At 65.4% G+C, this 15,864-nt stretch carries 18 protein-coding genes; 4 read left to right on the top strand and 14 right to left on the bottom strand.

Annotation, left to right across the window (positions count from 1 at the left end; translation table 11 throughout):
- Positions 1-2: 2 nt before the first annotated feature.
- The 8 genes from ACUTAG_RS24780 to ACUTAG_RS24745 all read right to left on the bottom strand — a co-directional run bounded on the left by ACUTAG_RS24780 (position 3) and on the right by ACUTAG_RS24745 (position 6,537).
- Positions 3-275, bottom strand: coding sequence for a VirB3 family type IV secretion system protein (locus tag ACUTAG_RS24780; RefSeq protein WP_023083647.1), 273 nt, complete (start codon positions 273-275; stop codon positions 3-5).
- Positions 272-655 (bottom strand): TrbC/VirB2 family protein, encoded by a 384-nt coding sequence (locus tag ACUTAG_RS24775; RefSeq protein WP_003103996.1) that lies wholly within the window; start codon positions 653-655, stop codon positions 272-274. The genes ACUTAG_RS24780 and ACUTAG_RS24775 overlap by 4 nt, the downstream gene beginning before the upstream one ends.
- Entirely contained in the window at positions 652-1,704 is a 1,053-nt protein-coding gene (trbB, locus tag ACUTAG_RS24770; protein WP_028240150.1) for a P-type conjugative transfer ATPase TrbB, read from the bottom strand. Before trbB ends, ACUTAG_RS24775 begins: the two co-directional genes overlap by 4 nt.
- The gene (locus ACUTAG_RS24765; RefSeq protein ID WP_028240151.1) at positions 1,701-2,165 is read right to left on the bottom strand and encodes a ribbon-helix-helix protein, CopG family; all 465 of its coding nucleotides are present in this window, start codon (positions 2,163-2,165) and stop codon (positions 1,701-1,703) included. The genes trbB and ACUTAG_RS24765 overlap by 4 nt, the downstream gene beginning before the upstream one ends.
- Positions 2,162-4,162, bottom strand: coding sequence for a conjugal transfer protein TraG (locus ACUTAG_RS24760; RefSeq protein ID WP_028240152.1), 2,001 nt, complete (start codon positions 4,160-4,162; stop codon positions 2,162-2,164). The genes ACUTAG_RS24765 and ACUTAG_RS24760 overlap by 4 nt, the downstream gene beginning before the upstream one ends.
- Positions 4,163-4,398: 236 nt before the next feature.
- Positions 4,399-4,677 (bottom strand): EexN family lipoprotein, encoded by a 279-nt coding sequence (locus ACUTAG_RS24755; RefSeq protein ID WP_028240153.1) that lies wholly within the window; start codon positions 4,675-4,677, stop codon positions 4,399-4,401.
- Positions 4,674-5,618, bottom strand: coding sequence for a LysR family transcriptional regulator (locus ACUTAG_RS24750; protein ID WP_017677032.1), 945 nt, complete (start codon positions 5,616-5,618; stop codon positions 4,674-4,676). The genes ACUTAG_RS24755 and ACUTAG_RS24750 overlap by 4 nt, the downstream gene beginning before the upstream one ends.
- A 67-nt stretch (positions 5,619-5,685) precedes the next feature.
- Positions 5,686-6,537 (bottom strand): MFS transporter, encoded by an 852-nt coding sequence (locus ACUTAG_RS24745; protein ID WP_051231742.1) that lies wholly within the window; start codon positions 6,535-6,537, stop codon positions 5,686-5,688.
- 65 nt (positions 6,538-6,602) lie between these two features.
- On the opposite strand from ACUTAG_RS24745, the gene ACUTAG_RS24740 reads away from it, so the two are divergent.
- The 4 genes from ACUTAG_RS24740 (at position 6,603) to ACUTAG_RS24725 (ending at position 10,033) form a co-directional block, all read left to right on the top strand.
- A complete protein-coding gene (locus ACUTAG_RS24740) occupies positions 6,603-7,544 on the top strand; it encodes a chromate resistance protein ChrB domain-containing protein (protein WP_028240154.1) in 942 nt (313 codons plus the stop codon).
- A 20-nt stretch (positions 7,545-7,564) separates the two neighbouring features.
- Positions 7,565-8,911: a chromate efflux transporter gene (gene chrA, locus ACUTAG_RS24735; RefSeq protein ID WP_028240155.1), complete on the top strand. Its 1,347-nt coding sequence runs from the start codon at positions 7,565-7,567 to the stop codon at positions 8,909-8,911.
- Between the two features lie 11 nt (positions 8,912-8,922).
- Positions 8,923-9,522: a superoxide dismutase gene (locus tag ACUTAG_RS24730; RefSeq protein ID WP_028240156.1), complete on the top strand. Its 600-nt coding sequence runs from the start codon at positions 8,923-8,925 to the stop codon at positions 9,520-9,522.
- A 61-nt stretch (positions 9,523-9,583) separates the two neighbouring features.
- On the top strand, positions 9,584-10,033 hold the full coding sequence (locus tag ACUTAG_RS24725; RefSeq protein WP_017677027.1) for a chromate resistance protein ChrB domain-containing protein: 450 nt from the start codon (positions 9,584-9,586) through the stop codon (positions 10,031-10,033).
- 234 nt (positions 10,034-10,267) lie between these two features.
- On the opposite strand, the gene ACUTAG_RS24720 is transcribed toward ACUTAG_RS24725, so the two are convergent.
- The 6 genes from ACUTAG_RS24720 to ACUTAG_RS24695 form a co-directional block, all read right to left on the bottom strand.
- Positions 10,268-12,253, bottom strand: a complete 1,986-nt coding sequence (locus tag ACUTAG_RS24720; protein ID WP_028240157.1) for a relaxase/mobilization nuclease domain-containing protein — start codon at positions 12,251-12,253, stop codon at positions 10,268-10,270.
- 448 nt (positions 12,254-12,701) lie between these two features.
- Positions 12,702-13,301 carry a S26 family signal peptidase gene (locus ACUTAG_RS24715; protein ID WP_028240158.1) on the bottom strand — a complete coding sequence of 200 codons (600 nt, stop codon included), beginning with the start codon at positions 13,299-13,301 and terminating at the stop codon, positions 12,702-12,704.
- A complete protein-coding gene (locus tag ACUTAG_RS24710; RefSeq protein WP_015476696.1) occupies positions 13,298-13,855 on the bottom strand; it encodes a DUF2840 domain-containing protein in 558 nt (185 codons plus the stop codon). Before ACUTAG_RS24710 ends, ACUTAG_RS24715 begins: the two co-directional genes overlap by 4 nt.
- Positions 13,852-14,115, bottom strand: a complete 264-nt coding sequence (locus ACUTAG_RS24705) for a hypothetical protein (protein WP_023094609.1) — start codon at positions 14,113-14,115, stop codon at positions 13,852-13,854. The genes ACUTAG_RS24710 and ACUTAG_RS24705 overlap by 4 nt, the downstream gene beginning before the upstream one ends.
- Positions 14,112-14,750, bottom strand: a complete 639-nt coding sequence (parA, locus tag ACUTAG_RS24700) for a ParA family partition ATPase (RefSeq protein ID WP_015476698.1) — start codon at positions 14,748-14,750, stop codon at positions 14,112-14,114. Before parA ends, ACUTAG_RS24705 begins: the two co-directional genes overlap by 4 nt.
- Before the next feature lie 241 nt (positions 14,751-14,991).
- The gene (locus tag ACUTAG_RS24695; RefSeq protein WP_156867395.1) at positions 14,992-15,849 is read right to left on the bottom strand and encodes a replication initiator protein A; all 858 of its coding nucleotides are present in this window, start codon (positions 15,847-15,849) and stop codon (positions 14,992-14,994) included.
- Between the last annotated feature and the right edge of the window lie 15 nt (positions 15,850-15,864).

The following is a 15,864-nucleotide window of genomic DNA, read 5'->3' as shown; positions in this document are numbered from 1 at the left end:
CCTCAAACATCCAGCAGCGGCTTGTGTTTGATGTGGCGGGCGAACACGGCCATGAACTGCGGATCAAGGCGCGCGCCCCAGACCGCCAGCGAATGGCCGACGATCCAGAGCACCACGCCCGGTATCCACAATTGCAGGCCCAGCCCGACAGCGGCGGCCAGCGTGCCGTTGGCGATCGCCACGGTGCGCGGCGCACCGCCCAGCAGAATCGGCTCGGTCAGCGAGCGATGCAGCGGCACCTCGAAGCCGGCGGCGAAGGTGTCCGGGGCACTCATACGACGGCCCCGCCGGAGAAGCTGAAGAACGACAGGAAGAAGCTCGAAGCGGCGAACGCGATGGACAGGCCGAAGACGATCTGGATCAGCTTGCGGAATCCGCCCGACGTATCGCCGAAGGCGAGCGCGAGGCCCGTGGCGATGATGATGATGACGGCCACGATGCGCGCCACCGGCCCCTGGATGGATTCGAGGATGGATTGCAGCGGGCCTTCCCACGGCATCGAGGAACCGGCGGCCTGCGCGGTTCCGGCCAGGAACAACAGCAGCGCGGCCAGCAGCAGCCCTTGTCCCGCAGGACGGGCCAGGCAGCGCAGCCGCGCAAGACGCAAAGCCGGATTTGCAGAAAAACGGAAAGCAGGAATGGTCATCTGCGTCATGGCAGTTCTCCAAGTGAGTCAGGGGGTGGGGAAGTCGCCGCAGCGGGTGCGGCATCGGGAAGTGGCTGAAGCTCGGGAAACGGCGTTTCCAGCGCGTCCGCCAGTTGGTAGCCCACTGCGTCGAAGCCGACGACACGGGCGATGCTCTCGATGCGGCGCTTGCGCCCGCGTCCGGCGATGTGGATCACCACGTTGACCGCCTCGGCGATCAGCGCACGGGGCGGATTCACCGCCACTTCGAGAATCAGTTGCTCCAGGCGCAGCAGCGCGCCGAGCGCGGAGCCGGCATGGATCGTGGCGATGCCGCCGGGGTGGCCCGTGCCCCATACCTTGATGAGATCCAGCGCCTCGGCGCCGCGCACTTCGCCAACGACGACGCGATCAGGCCGCAGGCGCATGGACGAGCGAACCAGCTCGGTCATCGACACCACGCCTGCGCGCGTGCGCAGGGGAACGTGGTCACGGGCCGCGCATTGCAGCTCCACCGTGTCTTCGAGCACCAGCACGCGGTCGCCCGTGGCGGCAATCTCGGCCAGCAGCGCATTGGCCAGGGTCGTCTTGCCGCTGCTGGTAGCGCCGGCGATCAAGACGTTCTGCCGCTCGCGCACGGCGCGAACGAGAAAGCCCGCTTGCGCGCTGGTCATCATCCCGTCGATGACGTACCGCTCCAGCGGAATGACGCCGATGGCGCGCTTGCGCAGCGCGAAGGCTGGCCCCGGCGCGGCAGGCGGCAAGATGCCCTCGAAGCGTTCTCCCGTTTCCGGCAACTCGGCCGACAGCAGCGGTTGGCCGCGATGCACCTCCGCTCCGACATGGGCTGCCACGAGGCGGATGATTCGCTCACCGTCCGCTTCGGACAGTTCCACGCCCATCGGCGCCCGACCACTGGAAAGCCGATCCACCCAGAGGGTGCGATCGGGATTCAGCATCACCTCCACCACGTCCGGGTCTTCGAGTGCCGCGGCGATCAGCGGCCCCATCGCCGTGCGCAGCATCTGGAAGCGGCGGTCGAGCGACGTGGCGCTCATGGACTGCGGAACGGCGCTCATGACGCACGCTCCTGCGCTTGCGCGGCTGCCGCCGCGTCTTCCATCCGCATCGGGTCGGGATGCAGTTCTTCCACCACGTCGCGCACCAGGCTGCGCCCGCGCAGCAGGTGCCGGCCCAACTGTTCAACGAACTGCTCGAAGCGCGCTTTGCCTTGGGCGCGGGCGGCCTCTTGGTGTGCCTCGGGGACTGGCGTGCTGACCGTGAGGTAGTAGCGAATGAACAGCGCCAGCGTCTCGATCTGGATGTTCTGGTCGCGCTCCAGGCGTTCGGTTTGGCGCGACAGGCGATCCAACCGCTTGGCGATGGCCGCCTCGCGCTGGTCGGCGGCATCGGGCGACAGCCAGGACGCCAAGGCAGCGGCGACGATGGACGACTTGGACACGCCTTTCATGGCGGCCAGCTCGTCCAGGCGCTTGGCGTGCTCTGGCTGGATGAATAGGTTGAGGCGGTAGTGGCTCATAGCTCGATTCCGTCGTTGGGGTCGAGGGAAGCCAGCCGCGCCGTGCGCTGCATGACCGGGTCAAGCTGGCGAGGAAGGGGAAGCGGCAGGTCGTCGTCGTCATCGAGCAGCGCGAGGTCGGCAGTCGGCACGGCCAGCTCGGGGGCGTAGGTGACGGTTTCGGAGAGTTCGGGTTGGCGGCGCGGGCCGCCGTCATCCGTGGAACCCAGGCCATCGGCGGATGCCGTGGCCGGTGCGGCGGGCACGGCGGGAACCGCCAACCCGCTCCAGTCGTCGGGCCGCGATGGCGGCGCGTCTGCGTACTGCCCGCCCGCCAGTACGGGCGGCGACAGCACGCGACGCTTGAAATTGCCGTCCGCGTAGTAGCGCAGCTTCTTCGCCTTGATTGGCGCGACGCTGGACACCATCACCACCGCCTCGTCGGGCGGAAGCTGCATCACTTCGCCCGGCGTCAGCAGCGGGCGCGCGGTTTCCTGGCGCGACACCATCAGGTGGCCCAGCCACGGCGCGAGCCGATGGCCCGCGTAGTTGCGCTGGGCGCGCAGCTCGGTGGCCGTGCCCAGCGTCTCGGAGATCCGTTTGGCGGTGCGCTCGTCGTTCGTGGCGAACGTCACGCGCACATGGCAGTTGTCGAGGATGGAGTGGTTTTGCCCATACGCCTTGTCGATCTGGTTGAGCGACTGCGCGATGAGGAAGCTGCGGATGCCGTAGCCCGCCATGAAGGCCAGCGCCGTCTCGAAGAAGTCCAGGCGCCCCAGCGCAGGGAACTCATCGAGCATCAGCAGCAGCTTGTGGCGGCGCTCGATGCCATCGGAGCCATCGAGCGATTCGGTGAGGCGCCGTCCGATCTGGTTGAGGATCAGGCGAATGAGCGGCTTCGTCCGCGAAATGTCCGAAGGCGGCACCACGAGGTACAGCGATACCGGATGCTCGACCGCGATCAGGTCGGCGATGCGCCAATCGCAGCGCGAGGTGACTTCGGCCACCGTCGGGTCGCGGTACAGGCCGAGGAACGACATGGCGGTGCTCAACACGCCGGAACGCTCGTTGTCCGACTTGTTGAGCACTTCGCGCGCCGCCGAAGCGACGACAGGATGCGGCCCATCGCCCAGGTGGGGCGTGGTCATCATCCGGTGCAAGGTCAGCTCGAACGGGCTGGCCGGGTCGGAGAGGAAGTTGGCGACGCCGCGCAGCGTCTTGTCTTCGCCGGCGTAGAGCACATGCAAGATCGCACCGACCAACAGCGCGTGGCTGGTTTTCTCCCAATGGTTCCGGCGCTCCAATGCACCTTCGGGATCGACCAAAATGTCTGCGATGTTCTGAACGTCGCGCACCTCATGCGCGCCTCGCCGCACCTCCAGCAGCGGGTTGTAGGCCGCCGACTTCGCATCGGTCGGGTTGAACAGCAGGCAATGCGAGAAACGCGAGCGCCAGCCTGCGGTGATCTGCCAGTTCTCGCCTTTGATGTCGTGGATGACGGCGGATGCGGGCCAGGAAAGCAGCGTCGGCACCACGAGGCCAACGCCCTTGCCCGAGCGCGTAGGCGCGAAGGTCAGGACGTGTTCCGGGCCTTCATGCCGCAGGTACTGGCGGTCGTGCTGGCCGAGGAACACGCCGGCCGGTTGCGTGAGGCCCGCCTTGCGAATGTCCTGCGCGCTAGCCCAGCGCGCAGAGCCGTAGGTGGTAACGAGGCGAGCTTGGCGCGAGCGCCAGACCGACATGGCGATGGCAACGCCCACGGCGACCATGCCGCTGGTGCCGGCGATGGTGCCGCCGGTGTCGAATACTTCCGGTGCATAGGCCCCGAAGAAGAACCACCACTCAAACAGTTTCCAAGGGTGGTAGATCGACGTGCCAAGGAAGTCGAACCAGGGCGAGCCAAGGCGTACTTGATAGCCAAGGGCGGCTGCTGTCCATTGTGTGGCGCCCCACACGCCGGCGATCACGATGCCGAATACGACGGCGATCTGACCGAACAGCACGTTCGTCCCTTGCATGACCTGGCCTCCGATTTCTCCTGAGCTGATTCCTCATGGAAAGAGCGGCACAAAGGCGTGCCGCAGGCGTCAGGATCGGTGCCGGGTCAGTGCCGGTCAAAGACCGTTTTCAGCAGAAAGGTCGAGCAAAAAGACAGAATGAGTGTGACGGCGAGCCAAAGAAAAACGCCGCAAGCGAAGGCGCATTGCGGCGTGTCGAACAGAAAAATGAAGGCGATGCGGCGAATCGCCAACGATCAGAACTTGGGCGGTTCCTTCGGCGGCGTGTACGGCGTTTCGACGTCGCCATAGAACCGCTTGCGTGTGGCCTCGGCCACTCGGTTGCACAGCAAGTCGCCGAGCTTGGGGCGATCGGTCTTGCATTGCTGGCGCAACTCTTTGAGCCGTTCGGGGTTGGCCGCCAGTTCTTCCACTGTCGGGATATTCGCTTCCGACGTGTTGGCCTTCTGAGGCGTCTCGGACTGGCCGCAGGCAGTCAATGCGGCCACCAACAAGAATGGGACGGTCTTCTTCATGGCGGAGGCTCCTCTAGGAAATCGGAATGACGACCCGCCTTGGGCCTTGCGGGTTCCGGTGACTCGATGGCCTGCACGCGCTCAACGAACCGCGCCAGCACCTCGGACGGCTCGCCGTCGGGGTACAGCAGGTAGGTTGTCAGCGGCGGCACGCGCAATGCCAGCGGCCGGGCCACCACGCCTGAATCGGGATTGGCGGCAATGCGCGCGGCGCCAGTAAACCCAAGCGCGAGGCCGGCCGATACCAAGGCCATCATCAGATCGCACGTAGCGACACGCTCTGCGACCAGCGGCTCAATGTCGGCTCGGCGCAGCACCCGATCGACGAATTTGGCATGGCCTTCGCACACTTGTGGATCGCACAGAACCAGCGGATAGCGCAGCAGTTCCTCCAGAGGGATGCGCTTGTGTGCCAGCAGCGGATGCCGCGCTGGCACCGTCACGATGAGCGTGTCATTCCAGGCCGGCATGGTGGCGATGCCATCGCCCACGTCATCGGACTGTGCAAACCCCACGTCGTACATATCTTCATGCAGCCCCTTGATCTGCTGAGACAATGGCACCTCGAAGAATCGCAGTTCAACCTCGGGTTCTTCTTGGCGGCACAACGCCAGCAAAGCTGGCAGGCGCGATGGCGTGATGCCATCGGACAAGGCCACACGCAACTGCCCATGAAAGCCATTCGCCGCTGCTTTCACACTGTCGCGCGCTTGTTCCAAGGCGGAGAACACGCGGCGCACATGCACTATGAAGAGTTTGCCAGCACGAGTCAGCCGCGTACTGCGTGTGGTACGGGCGAGTAACACAACGCCCAATTCTTCTTCCAACTCCTTGATGGCTCGGGACAGGGGCGATTGCTCGATGTGCAGCTTCTCTGCGGCACGTGCGAAGTGAAGTTCCTCCGCTACAGCGAGAAAATATCTCAGGTGTCTCAATTCCATCGAATACTCACTCCCTGCGAACCAAGAAAGAAGCCGCTCCTTAACCATTGCCGGAACCTCGACTTGTTCATCCGGGCCAGCGCCGATGCAGCGTGTCGATGACAAACGGATGTGCGTGCGGCGCTACGCCATACGACCGAAGATGCGCATGGTCATCTGGAAGATCGCCATGCTCATGCACAAGAACTGATTGGTCGTCTCGCGGCCAGCTCCGAACTGCGGCAAGCATCCCAACGACCGCAAGGCAACTCAGAGCAGCCAAGGCAACGCCAAGACCGAACTTGAGGCCGACCCAGCCTGCCAATGGGTACGCCAGCAGCCAACAGATATGCGAGAAGGAGAATTGCGCGGCGAACACCGCTGGTAGATCCTCCTCGTGTGCCGACCGCCGTATCAAGCGCCCTCCAGGCGTCACCAATCCGGCATAGGCAACGCCCAACACGCCCCATGCCGGCAGCAGCAACGCCCAATCTCGCCAAGATGGCAATGCGATCCAGGCGGCAGCAGTGGCCAGCAGCGCAAGCACCATCATCGTCGCGGCGGACAACATCACGCAGCGATCAGAGATTCGGTCAAGCACCTTGGGCAATAGCAGCGCGGCCAACGTGGAACCGCCTCCGAAGGTCGCAAGCGCCAGTGCAACCTGCTGTTCGCTGCCATCCAAGAAGTTCCGAACGATCACGATGGTGTTGACGAACACCATCGCCCCACCGGCCGCCGCGCAAAGATGCAATGCCAGCAGACCGCGCAACCGTGGCGTTTGGAGGTAGATGCGTGTTCCGCGAAGGAGTCTTTCGCCGAATCCACCGTTGCGCCTACTAGCGACGACGACTGCCGGAAGCGCCGCCGCCTTAATCAGTCCGGCCGAGAACAGAAAGCCGAAAGCCGTACCTACTAAGCCAGCAAGGTGGATGCTCATGTGACCCTCCGCCTCAGAAAAAAATGTTGTAGAGTATTATTCTACATTGAGATAATATCTACAACATGAAGATGATCACCCTGATTCTGTCTTTGCCCACCGAGAACGCCACAGCCCGGCAACGGGTCTGGCGTGCCCTCAAGGCATCCGGCGCCGCCGTCCTGCGCGACGGTGTCTACCTGATGCCGGAACACGAAGATTGCCGCACCACCCTGGAAGGGCTGGCGGCCGAAGTGCGCGAGGGAGGAGGGAGCGCCCATGTGCTGCACATCGAGGAGCCGGAGGGAGAGAGCTTCGTCGCCCTGTTCGATCGCGGCGCTGAATTCACCGCCCTGTCAGCCGAAGTGGCACAGGTGCGGGAAACGCTGACCCCCGAGACCGTTCAAGACGCGCTCAAGCAAGTGCGCAAGCTGCGCAGGGCCTTCACCAATCTAATCGAAATCGACTTCTTCCCCGGCGAAGCGCAACGGCAGACGGATGCCGCCCTGTGTGAACTGGAACTGGCCTGTGCGCGGGCCTTGTCCCCGGACGAACCGCAGGCGATGAACGGCGTGATTGAGCGCCTGGGCCTGTCCGACTATCAGGGCCGTACCTGGGCGACGCGGCGCCGGCCCTGGGTGGACCGGCTGGCCAGCGCCTGGCTAATCCGCCGTTTCATCGACCCGCAGGCGCGGATTCTGTGGCTGGACAGTCCTGACGACTGCCCGCCCGACGCGCTGGGCTTCGATTTCGATGGTGCCACCTTCAGCCACATCGGTGGTCGCGTCACCTTCGAGGTGCTGGCTGTGAGTTTCGGGCTGGAACAGGCTGCCATCGCACGGCTTGGCCTACTGGTGCATTACCTCGATGTCGGTGGCATCCAGCCGCCCGAGGCGGTCGGCATCGAGAGCGTACTCGCCGGGCTGCGCGAAACCCTTACCCAAGACGATTCGCTGCTGGCCGCCGCATCTGCTGTCTTCGACGGCTTGCTCGCCAGCTTTGACAACAAAGGAGCAACCATAACGTGACAAATAACGTGACAGAAAGTTTGACGGAGGACGTTGTAGTGGCGGCTCCGCCGCCGGTCGGTTTTTGGGAGGCTTTTCGTCTCTGGCTAAAACTCGGTTTCATCGGCTTCGGCGGCCCCGCCGGACAGATCGCCCTCATGCACCGGGAACTGGTCGAACAGCGCCGCTGGATCAGTGAACGCCGTTTCCTGCACGCGCTCAACTACTGCATGCTGCTGCCGGGTCCGGAAGGGCAGCAGTTGGCCACCTACATGGGCTGGCTCATGCACCGTACCTGGGGAGGCATTGTGGCGGGCACCCTGTTTCTGCTGCCGGGGCTGGGCTTCCTGATCCTGTTGTCGTGGCTCTACATCGCCTACGGCGACACGGCCCTGGTGGCGGGACTGTTCTACGGCATCAAGCCCGCCATCACGGCGGTCGTGGTGCAGGCCGTGCATCGCATCGGCTCGCGGGCACTCAAGAACAGCGTGATGTGGGCCATTGCCGCCGCCGCTTTCGTGGCCATCTTCGCGCTGAACGTGCCCTTCCCCTACATCGTTGCCGGCGCCGCACTGACCGGCTACATCGGCGGGCGCATTGCACCGCACAGGTTCAAGACGGGTGGTGGTCATGCCGCAGCGGACAAGTCCTACGGCCCGGCACTGATTGATGACGACACACCAACGCCCGAACATGCCCGATTCCGCTGGTCCGGCCTGTTGCGCGTGGCCGTCGCCGGCTTTCTCCTGTGGTTGATTCCCATGGCGCTGCTCACGGCAGGCTACGGCTGGGATCACAGCCTGACGCAGATGGGATGGTTCTTCACCAAGGCGGCCCTGCTGACCTTCGGCGGCGCCTATGCGGTACTGCCCTACATCTACCAAGGCGCGGTTGGCCATTACGCCTGGCTCACCCCGACGCAGATGATTGACGGCCTGGCCCTCGGCGAAGCGAATCCGGGGCCACTGATCATGGTGGTGGCTTTCGTCGCCTTCGTGGGCGCCTATGTGCAGGCGCTGTTCGGTCCCGACCTTCTGTTCGTCGCCGGTGCCGTCGCGGCGGCGCTGGTGACCTGGTTCACCTTCCTGCCTTCCTTCATTTTTATTCTCGCCGGCGGACCGCTCGTCGAATCGACCCACGGCAATCTTCGCTTCACGGCGCCCTTGACCGCCATCACCGCAGCCGTCGTCGGTGTGATCCTGAACCTGGCCGTGTTCTTCGCCTATCACGTGCTATGGCCCGAGGGCCTGGCCGGGCGCTTCGACTGGATATCGGCGCTGATGGCGCTGGGAGCGGCTGTAGCCCTGTTCCGCTTCAAGCGCAGCGTCATCCAAGTCATTGCCGCCAGCGCTGTCGTGGGCCTGGTGTTGAAAACCCTGATTCTGTGAGGAACGAAGCCATGTCACTTGAAATACGCGCCTTGCCAATTGATCCAACCAGTCTCAGGGGTCTATCGGAACGACTGATTGTCAGCCACCATGAAAACAACTATTCAGGCGCGGTCAAAAGACTCAATGCCATTCGCAGAAAGCTCGCAGAACTTGATTACTTGAATGAGGCTGGATTTCTGATCAATGGCCTCAAGCGAGAAGAACTGGTGGCCTACAACTCGATGGTGCTGCATGAAGTGTACTTTGCGGCGCTGGGCGGTGATGGCCAGTTGCCGCCCGGCGACTTACGGGACGCCATTGAGCGCGACTTCGGAAGTCTGGCTCGCTGGCAAACCGAGTTCTCTGCAATGGGCAAAGCATTGGCGGGGGGTTCTGGCTGGGTGCTGTTGGTCTGGTCACCGCGTGATGGTCGGCTCAGCAATCAATGGGGATCTGATCACTGTCACGCCATGGCAGGGGGAACGCCCATACTGGCCCTGGATATGTATGAACACGCCTACCACATCGACTACGGCGCGAAGGCAGCAGCCTATGTAGATGCATTTATGGAAAATATCCTGTGGGATGAAGTGGCCAACCGATATATCCAGTGCGCCCGGACAGCCTGATCAGCATCTGCGCTTTGATGAAGGGTTCGATCAAGTCAGCCGAGTCACGAAGGAGGCAATGATGAAGTGGATTACACGTGAACGTCCCAAAATCGACCGTATCGCTTGTCCCTGGCTAATTCTGCGCTTCATCGACCATGATGCCGAGTTCCTTTACGTACCCGCATCAGAGGTTCTAGCCATTGCAGAGAAAACGGGTGCGATACCCTATGACATCCCAGGAGTAGAGTTTAGCCACGTCGGGGAGCAATGCAGCTTCGATGCCTTCTTGGCAAAGTACCAGCTAACCGAACCAGCACTCGTGCAGTTGGCCAACATCGTGCGCGGTGCCGACACTTCACGCCTCGAACTCACACCACAATCGGCGGGCCTCTACGCGATCTCGCTCGGCCTATCGCGCATGTTCGTGGACGACCACGAGATGCTGCGCCACGGCCTGGTGATGTATGACGCCCTCTATGCTTGGAACCGAGAGGGTCAAGACGAAACCCATAACTGGCCGCCTGCCTGAATGAACCCAAGCCCTTGGGATCAACAACCCCCAGGCGGCCTGGCAACACATTGAATCAGGAAGTGCCCTTTCGAATAGGCTGGCACTCCACTTCCGATGTCAGCTAGCAACGCACGACGTTCGTGAGGCTGCGATAGGAATATTCTGCGTATGCCAGACAGATTTCTATAACCAAGCTCTTTATGACAAGACCTGCGGTTTCATGTTGACGCTGGATGGATCTATATCAGGAGATCAGCCAACGGCAGGCCCACGCTGCCGTCCTATCTCCCAGGACACCCCGCCGCCGCGCACCGTAGCGGCAAGCTGCTGGCCCAGCCGCTGCTCGACCACCGGCCGCCACGGCACCAGACTGAACCCCTTGCCGTCATCGAGCATGGCGTAGCGCCCGCTGGCGAGCATGACGCTGCGCCGGTAGATACCGGCCACGCGCTGACCGTCACCCGCAGGCCGATATTCCAGGCCGGTTTCGGCCGCAATGTCCCTGGCGGCCTGCGCCAGCTCCCGATTGCGCAGCGTGCCCAGCAGATTGCGCGCCAGGATCACGCGCTGCCCACGCCGCTCTGCCAGCCCCTGTTCGGCCAGGAAGTCGGCACGGTGCTGCATCGCCTGTTTGGCCTCGCTGCCAAAACCCAGGTCACCCAGCCCCGACCCGCCACCGATCAACTGCTGGTCGAGCCAAGTGGCACCGATCACGCGGGCCTGCCGCTCGATGGGCAGGTGCGATTTCAGTTCCACCGCCACGCCGCCCAGGCGCTGCGCGTCATAGCGGCGGCCCTGTTCGGCCAGGTCGTTCGGCACCTTCCATAGCCCCTCGGCCACGCGCTCCACGATGCCGGCGCGGCGCAGGGCTTCCAGCCGGCGGACGTGGGCCGCGACGACTTCGTGCGAATCGCGGCCCGGCACGGCCTGACCCTGCGCGACGGCCAGGTGGTGGTCAGTGCGGTACAGGCCATCGCTCGCCAGCGCGGCGATGTTCTTGTCGGCCGCGCGCACGTCGGCCGACCCCTTCACCTCCACCACGGCGCCAGTCGGGTAGTTCGCCAGCTCGTCGCGGGCATTGAGCGCGACGTAGTGGGCCTTGCCGTCCACGCCGTCGATGACCAGATAGCCCCGGTCGCGCAGCTCGTCGGCCAGTCCCTTCGCGGCCACGCGGCCGAGGATGGTTCGGCCCTCGTCGCCCGGCTCGAACACCGCCAGTTCGCGCGGCTCGCCGCGCATCGCCCGCTGCATGGTGCGGATGATGTCGCCACGTTCGCCCAGGGCGCGCAGGGTCTTTTCCGCGTCGGCATGGACGGCCCAGGTGCCCGGCTGCATCTCGTCGGCCAGGCCCAGGCGCTGCAAGCGTTGCAGCCGGCCGATCAGCAGCAGGCGCTGGCGTTGCAGCCCAGGTTCGTTGAACCGTTCGATCTGCACCCGACCATCCTCGCCGGCCTCTCGTTGCAGGGTACGGTCGAGGCTCGTCCACCGTTCCTGCTCCACCTCGCGTTGCAAGGTCTGCTGGATCTCCAGCTCGGTGCGCGGCCCCAGCCATTCGGTCGCCAGTTCGGCGGCGCGATGGCGGAAGCCATCGGCGATGTAGTCGCCCGCGATGATGAGGTCTTTGCCGGTGTCGTCGCGTCCGCGCACGACGATGTGCGTGTGCGGGTTGTCGGTGTTCCAGTGGTTGACGGCTACCCAATCGAGGCCCATGCCCAGGTCGGCCTCCATGCGGCCCATGAGGTGCCGCGTGTAGGTGCGCAGGTCTTCCAGCTCGGCGCCGTCCTCGGGCGAGAGGATGAAGCGGAAGTGATGCCGGTCGTCGGCGCAGCGTTCCTTGAAGGCGTCGAGGTCGGCGGCATCGGTCTGCGGCCCGTAGGCTTGGCCCGGCTCGCCATCGCGGCCTACGCCATCGCGCTCGATGTAGCGCAGGTGCTTGGCGAGCGACTGCGGGCTGGCCTGGCGCTGGTTGACCAGCAGCGTCTTGATGGTCACGCGCCGCGACATGGGCGTCAGCTTCGCCCCGGCGAAGCGCGCCGCCGTGTGGCCGCGACCCAGGCGCGAGCCGGGCCGCTGGCCCGTGCCCCTCCCGGAGCCGCCGGCAGCACCAGGACGACGCACCGACGACTTGCCGCTGCTGGCCTTGCCTGCCTGCTTGAGCACCTTGGAGACGAAGCCCTGGCCCCGGTTCTTCGGGGCGCTGGGGCGGATGCGGAAATCATCGTCGCGGCGGTCGGTCATGGCTGCGCCCCCTGCAAGCTCTGGCGTGTCCGGTCGTGCGAAGCACGCGGACACGCCCGCATCGGCGCGGGCTTCGCGCCCCACGCGGCACGGCGGCGAAGCCGCTCCGTGCCGCGCAACCCCCATGTGCAGACTGGCTTTCGACGCGGCCCGGTGCCGCGTCCTTTTGTCTTGCCTTCCGCCTTTGCCCCTCGCTGTCGCTCCGGGCGTCGGCGGCCCGGCGGCGCTGCGCTGCTTGCAGCCAGCCCGCCGGCGAACGCGCCAATGGCCGCAGGCCGGGCGCGTTCGAGGCAAGACACCTGCACGCTGGACGGCTGCGCCGGATGTTGCGCGAGGCGCGGCGCGAATGCGCCCGCGCTGCACGCGCGACGACACGGCGGCAGCCACTGGAACGACATGCTCGATGGCACGACGAGAGGCACGGCAACGTGCAGCGAATCGACGGCCATCATGGGCGTGTCTCCAGCCAGACCGGGTGCGCGACGCCGATCACGGCGGATGCGCTGACCGGGCCGAAATAGCGGCTGTCGAACGATGCCGGATTGGTCACGCTCAACAGGAACAGCTCGCCCGGTTCGAGGCGGCGGCAAAGCTGCAAGGATGGCAGCGGCCGGCCCAGCCGGTCGGCAGGCAGCGAGGCGGCCGCAGGCACGCCGTCGATGCGTACCTGCCCGGCGACCATGCAAACGTGTTGCGGCGCGACCGCGCCCACACGTTTGAGCAGCGGAACGCGGGTCGGCAGGTAGCCGCGCTGCGCAGCCAGCATGGCGGCCCTGTCGGGCAGCGGCACCAGCACGATGCTGTCCACGGACAACGGACGTGGCAGCGAGGCGGTGCGCGGGTCGAACGGTTCGATGCGATACCAGCCGACCGCCACGCTGTCGGACGGGTTGTAGGTCAGACGCGGCAGCGGCGACACAAAAGCCGCCCAGGCCAGCGCAGCGAGGCCGACGGCAGCGAAGCCCGCCAGCACGATGCGAACGCGCAGGCGCGAGCGAGGATGCGGCGCGGCTTCGTGCGTGCATGTGGTGTTGGATTGGGTCGTCATGGCAGCGCCTTTCCGGCCAGCCAGGCGGCGTGCCGCTCGGCGGTGTATTCGGGCAGCGCCAGGCGGGCCGCCAGACGGTTGCCCAGCGTGCGCCAGTACGCGGGCGACACGTCGATGGCGGCGATGCCTTGCCCTTCGATGCCGTCGATGCGTTCCAGCACGGCAGGCACCGCGTTTTCGCCTTCGGCGTGCAGCAGCAGGCGTGCGCCCGGCCGCACGCCGGGGATGCGCTGCATGTCGTCCAGCGGCGTGGCGGCTTGCATCACCATGAGTTGCCAGCGGATCGTGCCGTAGTCGTTTGCTTCCCAGCGCACGCGGCAGAACATTGCACGCGGCAGGAACACCGCGCAGCGCCGCCAGCGGTCGAGCCGCAGCGTGCGCGCCGGCTCGCCGAAGCGCAGGTAGAGCTTGAAGCGCGGTTCGATGTAGGCGAGCGATACGCGAGTCAGCGGCACGCTGCCAGCTTGGTCGGCGAGCGTCGAAAGCGAAGGCGGCGGCGCAGCAGCCGGTGCAGCCGTCGCCGCATGAGCGGCAGGCAAGGCGGATCCGTTCATGGCAGGTTCTCCGGGCGCTTGTCGGGAAACTCCCGCTCCAGCAGGCCGCGCAGCAGTTCGGCCACGGTCACGCCCTGGCCGAAGGCGGCGATCTTGATGCGCGCGCGCAGCGCAGGCGTCACGTCGAGCGTCAGGCGTGCGGTGTAGAGGTCGCCTTTGTTGAGTGCATCGGCATCGCCCTGGCGAATCCACGCCTCGGCGTGCGGATTCGCGGGCGGACGTGCGCCGATGCCGACGCGCTTGCTGCGCGGGCTGCTCATGTCGGCCACCGCAGCAGTTCATCGGTGAGCACGGCAATCTCGCGTGCGGCGGCGCTGTCGGGCGCGGTTTCGCGGGCGAGCCGGCCAGCGGCCACGCTGTCGGCGAAGACGATGCGCTGGCGCACTTCGCTGTGCAGCGCCGGCAGCGGCTGTTCGGCCAGCGATTGCCGTGCTTCCCTGCCGATGATGGTGGTACTGACGCGCCGATTGATGACGAAGGCCGCGCGCAGCGCAGGCCGGAACACCTGTGCCTCGCGGATCAGCGCCACCATCTCGGCGCTGGCCCAAAGGTCATACGGGCTGGGCTGCACGGGAATCAGCACGCGCTCGGCCGCCAGCAGCGCGGAACGCGCCAGGGCGGCGATGCGCGGCGGGCCGTCGATGATGATGTGATCGGCGCGGCGGGCCAGCTCCGGCGCTTCCTGATGCAGCGTTTCGCGGGCGAGGCCCACGGCGCTGAACAGCCGTGGCAAGCCCTGCTGGCTTCTGCGCTGCGTCCAGTCCAGCGAAGAACCCTGCGGGTCGGCGTCCAGCAGGATGACGTGCAGCCCGCGCATCGCCAGCTCGCCCGCGATGTGGGTAGCGAGTGTGGTCTTGCCGACGCCGCCTTTCTGGTTGAGAAACGCGAAGATCATGGCGCGGCCCTCCCTGCTGGAAAGCCGGCCTGGCCGTGCCGTTTCGTGGTTGTCCACCGAAACGACGCGTTTCTACTAAAAGTTAGAGATTTATAGTTAGGTAAGTTAGAGGGGTCGCAAACCCGCGCCGTTACTGGCTTTGCGGCGTTTTCGTACTCCTGATAGCACGATAGGCGTACTCCCGATAGCACGATACCCGGCACTCCTGATAGCACGAGGCCGTCCACAGCTTTTCCCGCAGTTATCCCCGTGCCGTGAACGGCACGGGCCGGAAGGTCAGCAGTTCCAGCTTCTCGTCCGGCATCGACTCGATGCCCAGGACGTAGCCGGGCAGCGACTGCCGCGCGACCAGCACGCGCAGGTCGTAGGCGAAGTCCGAGAAGCGCGCCGCGCTGCCGGACTTGCGGTGCAGATGCCGGAAGTCGAATTGCCAGCCGTGTTCCTGCCGCCCGCCGTGCTTGCGCACCAGGCGATACAGCCAGCGTTCGATGCCACCTTTCAAGCGGAAATAGGCCGGGTCGATGGTCAACACCAGGGCGGCATCGAGCACGCCGGCATAGAACCAGTCCGGCAGGATCAGCTCGATGCCCAGCGGCGTGCCGCTGGCGTCGGCCAGCTCGCGCCATTCGTTCACCCACGAAAAGCGGTGCAAGCGCCTCCCGGTGGTTTCGCGGATGGAAGTCGCCACGCTGGTCGATTGCAGCCGGTCGAGCGCGGCTTTCAGGCGCTGGTAGTCGTTCAAGGACGTGCCGCGCCCGATGAAGCGCAGGATTTCGTAGGGCGTGGCGTGTATCCAGCGCGACGGGCGAATGCCTGCGTCGCGCGCCTCCACGATCTGCGAGGCCGCCCAAATCAACACGTCGGCATCCCATATCGTGGCGATGCCGTGCTCGGCCGTGCCTTCCACGCGGATGGTGATGTTCCCGCTGCGGAAGTCGATCGGCGCCGTGCGCCGCGACTTCGCCAGCGAGAAGAACGGAAAGGCCATCAAGTCCTGGCTGTCGCGCGGCGCCATGCCGTCGCCCGGCAGCGCGCGGAACAGGTCGAGCTGTTCCCGCTGCTGCGATCGCTGCCCCGACGGCAGCGATGGGCTGGACATGACGATGGCCACCGG

It is taken from the genome of Achromobacter sp. CSND-B12, assembly GCF_052906545.1.
This window is presented reverse-complemented; position numbering and strand designations above follow the sequence as displayed.

Bases quoted from the DNA above. Each gene is read 5' to 3' on its own strand.
- ACUTAG_RS24780 (WP_023083647.1), bottom strand. From the start codon at position 275: ATGAGTGCCCCGGACACCTTCGCCGCCGGCTTCGAGGTGCCGCTGCAT.
- ACUTAG_RS24775 (WP_003103996.1), bottom strand. From the start codon at position 655: ATGACGCAGATGACCATTCCTGCTTTCCGTTTTTCTGCAAATCCGGCT.
- trbB (WP_028240150.1), bottom strand. From the start codon at position 1,704: ATGAGCGCCGTTCCGCAGTCCATGAGCGCCACGTCGCTCGACCGCCGC.
- ACUTAG_RS24765 (WP_028240151.1), bottom strand. From the start codon at position 2,165: ATGAGCCACTACCGCCTCAACCTATTCATCCAGCCAGAGCACGCCAAG.
- ACUTAG_RS24760 (WP_028240152.1), bottom strand. From the start codon at position 4,162: ATGCAAGGGACGAACGTGCTGTTCGGTCAGATCGCCGTCGTATTCGGC.
- ACUTAG_RS24755 (WP_028240153.1), bottom strand. From the start codon at position 4,677: ATGAAGAAGACCGTCCCATTCTTGTTGGTGGCCGCATTGACTGCCTGC.
- ACUTAG_RS24750 (WP_017677032.1), bottom strand. From the start codon at position 5,618: ATGGAATTGAGACACCTGAGATATTTTCTCGCTGTAGCGGAGGAACTT.
- ACUTAG_RS24745 (WP_051231742.1), bottom strand. From the start codon at position 6,537: ATGAGCATCCACCTTGCTGGCTTAGTAGGTACGGCTTTCGGCTTTCTG.
- ACUTAG_RS24740 (WP_028240154.1), top strand. From the start codon at position 6,603: ATGAAGATGATCACCCTGATTCTGTCTTTGCCCACCGAGAACGCCACA.
- ACUTAG_RS24730 (WP_028240156.1), top strand. From the start codon at position 8,923: ATGTCACTTGAAATACGCGCCTTGCCAATTGATCCAACCAGTCTCAGG.
- ACUTAG_RS24725 (WP_017677027.1), top strand. From the start codon at position 9,584: ATGAAGTGGATTACACGTGAACGTCCCAAAATCGACCGTATCGCTTGT.
- ACUTAG_RS24720 (WP_028240157.1), bottom strand. From the start codon at position 12,253: ATGACCGACCGCCGCGACGATGATTTCCGCATCCGCCCCAGCGCCCCG.
- ACUTAG_RS24715 (WP_028240158.1), bottom strand. From the start codon at position 13,301: ATGACGACCCAATCCAACACCACATGCACGCACGAAGCCGCGCCGCAT.
- ACUTAG_RS24710 (WP_015476696.1), bottom strand. From the start codon at position 13,855: ATGAACGGATCCGCCTTGCCTGCCGCTCATGCGGCGACGGCTGCACCG.
- ACUTAG_RS24705 (WP_023094609.1), bottom strand. From the start codon at position 14,115: ATGAGCAGCCCGCGCAGCAAGCGCGTCGGCATCGGCGCACGTCCGCCC.
- parA (WP_015476698.1), bottom strand. From the start codon at position 14,750: ATGATCTTCGCGTTTCTCAACCAGAAAGGCGGCGTCGGCAAGACCACA.
- ACUTAG_RS24695 (WP_156867395.1), bottom strand. From the start codon at position 15,849: ATGTCCAGCCCATCGCTGCCGTCGGGGCAGCGATCGCAGCAGCGGGAA.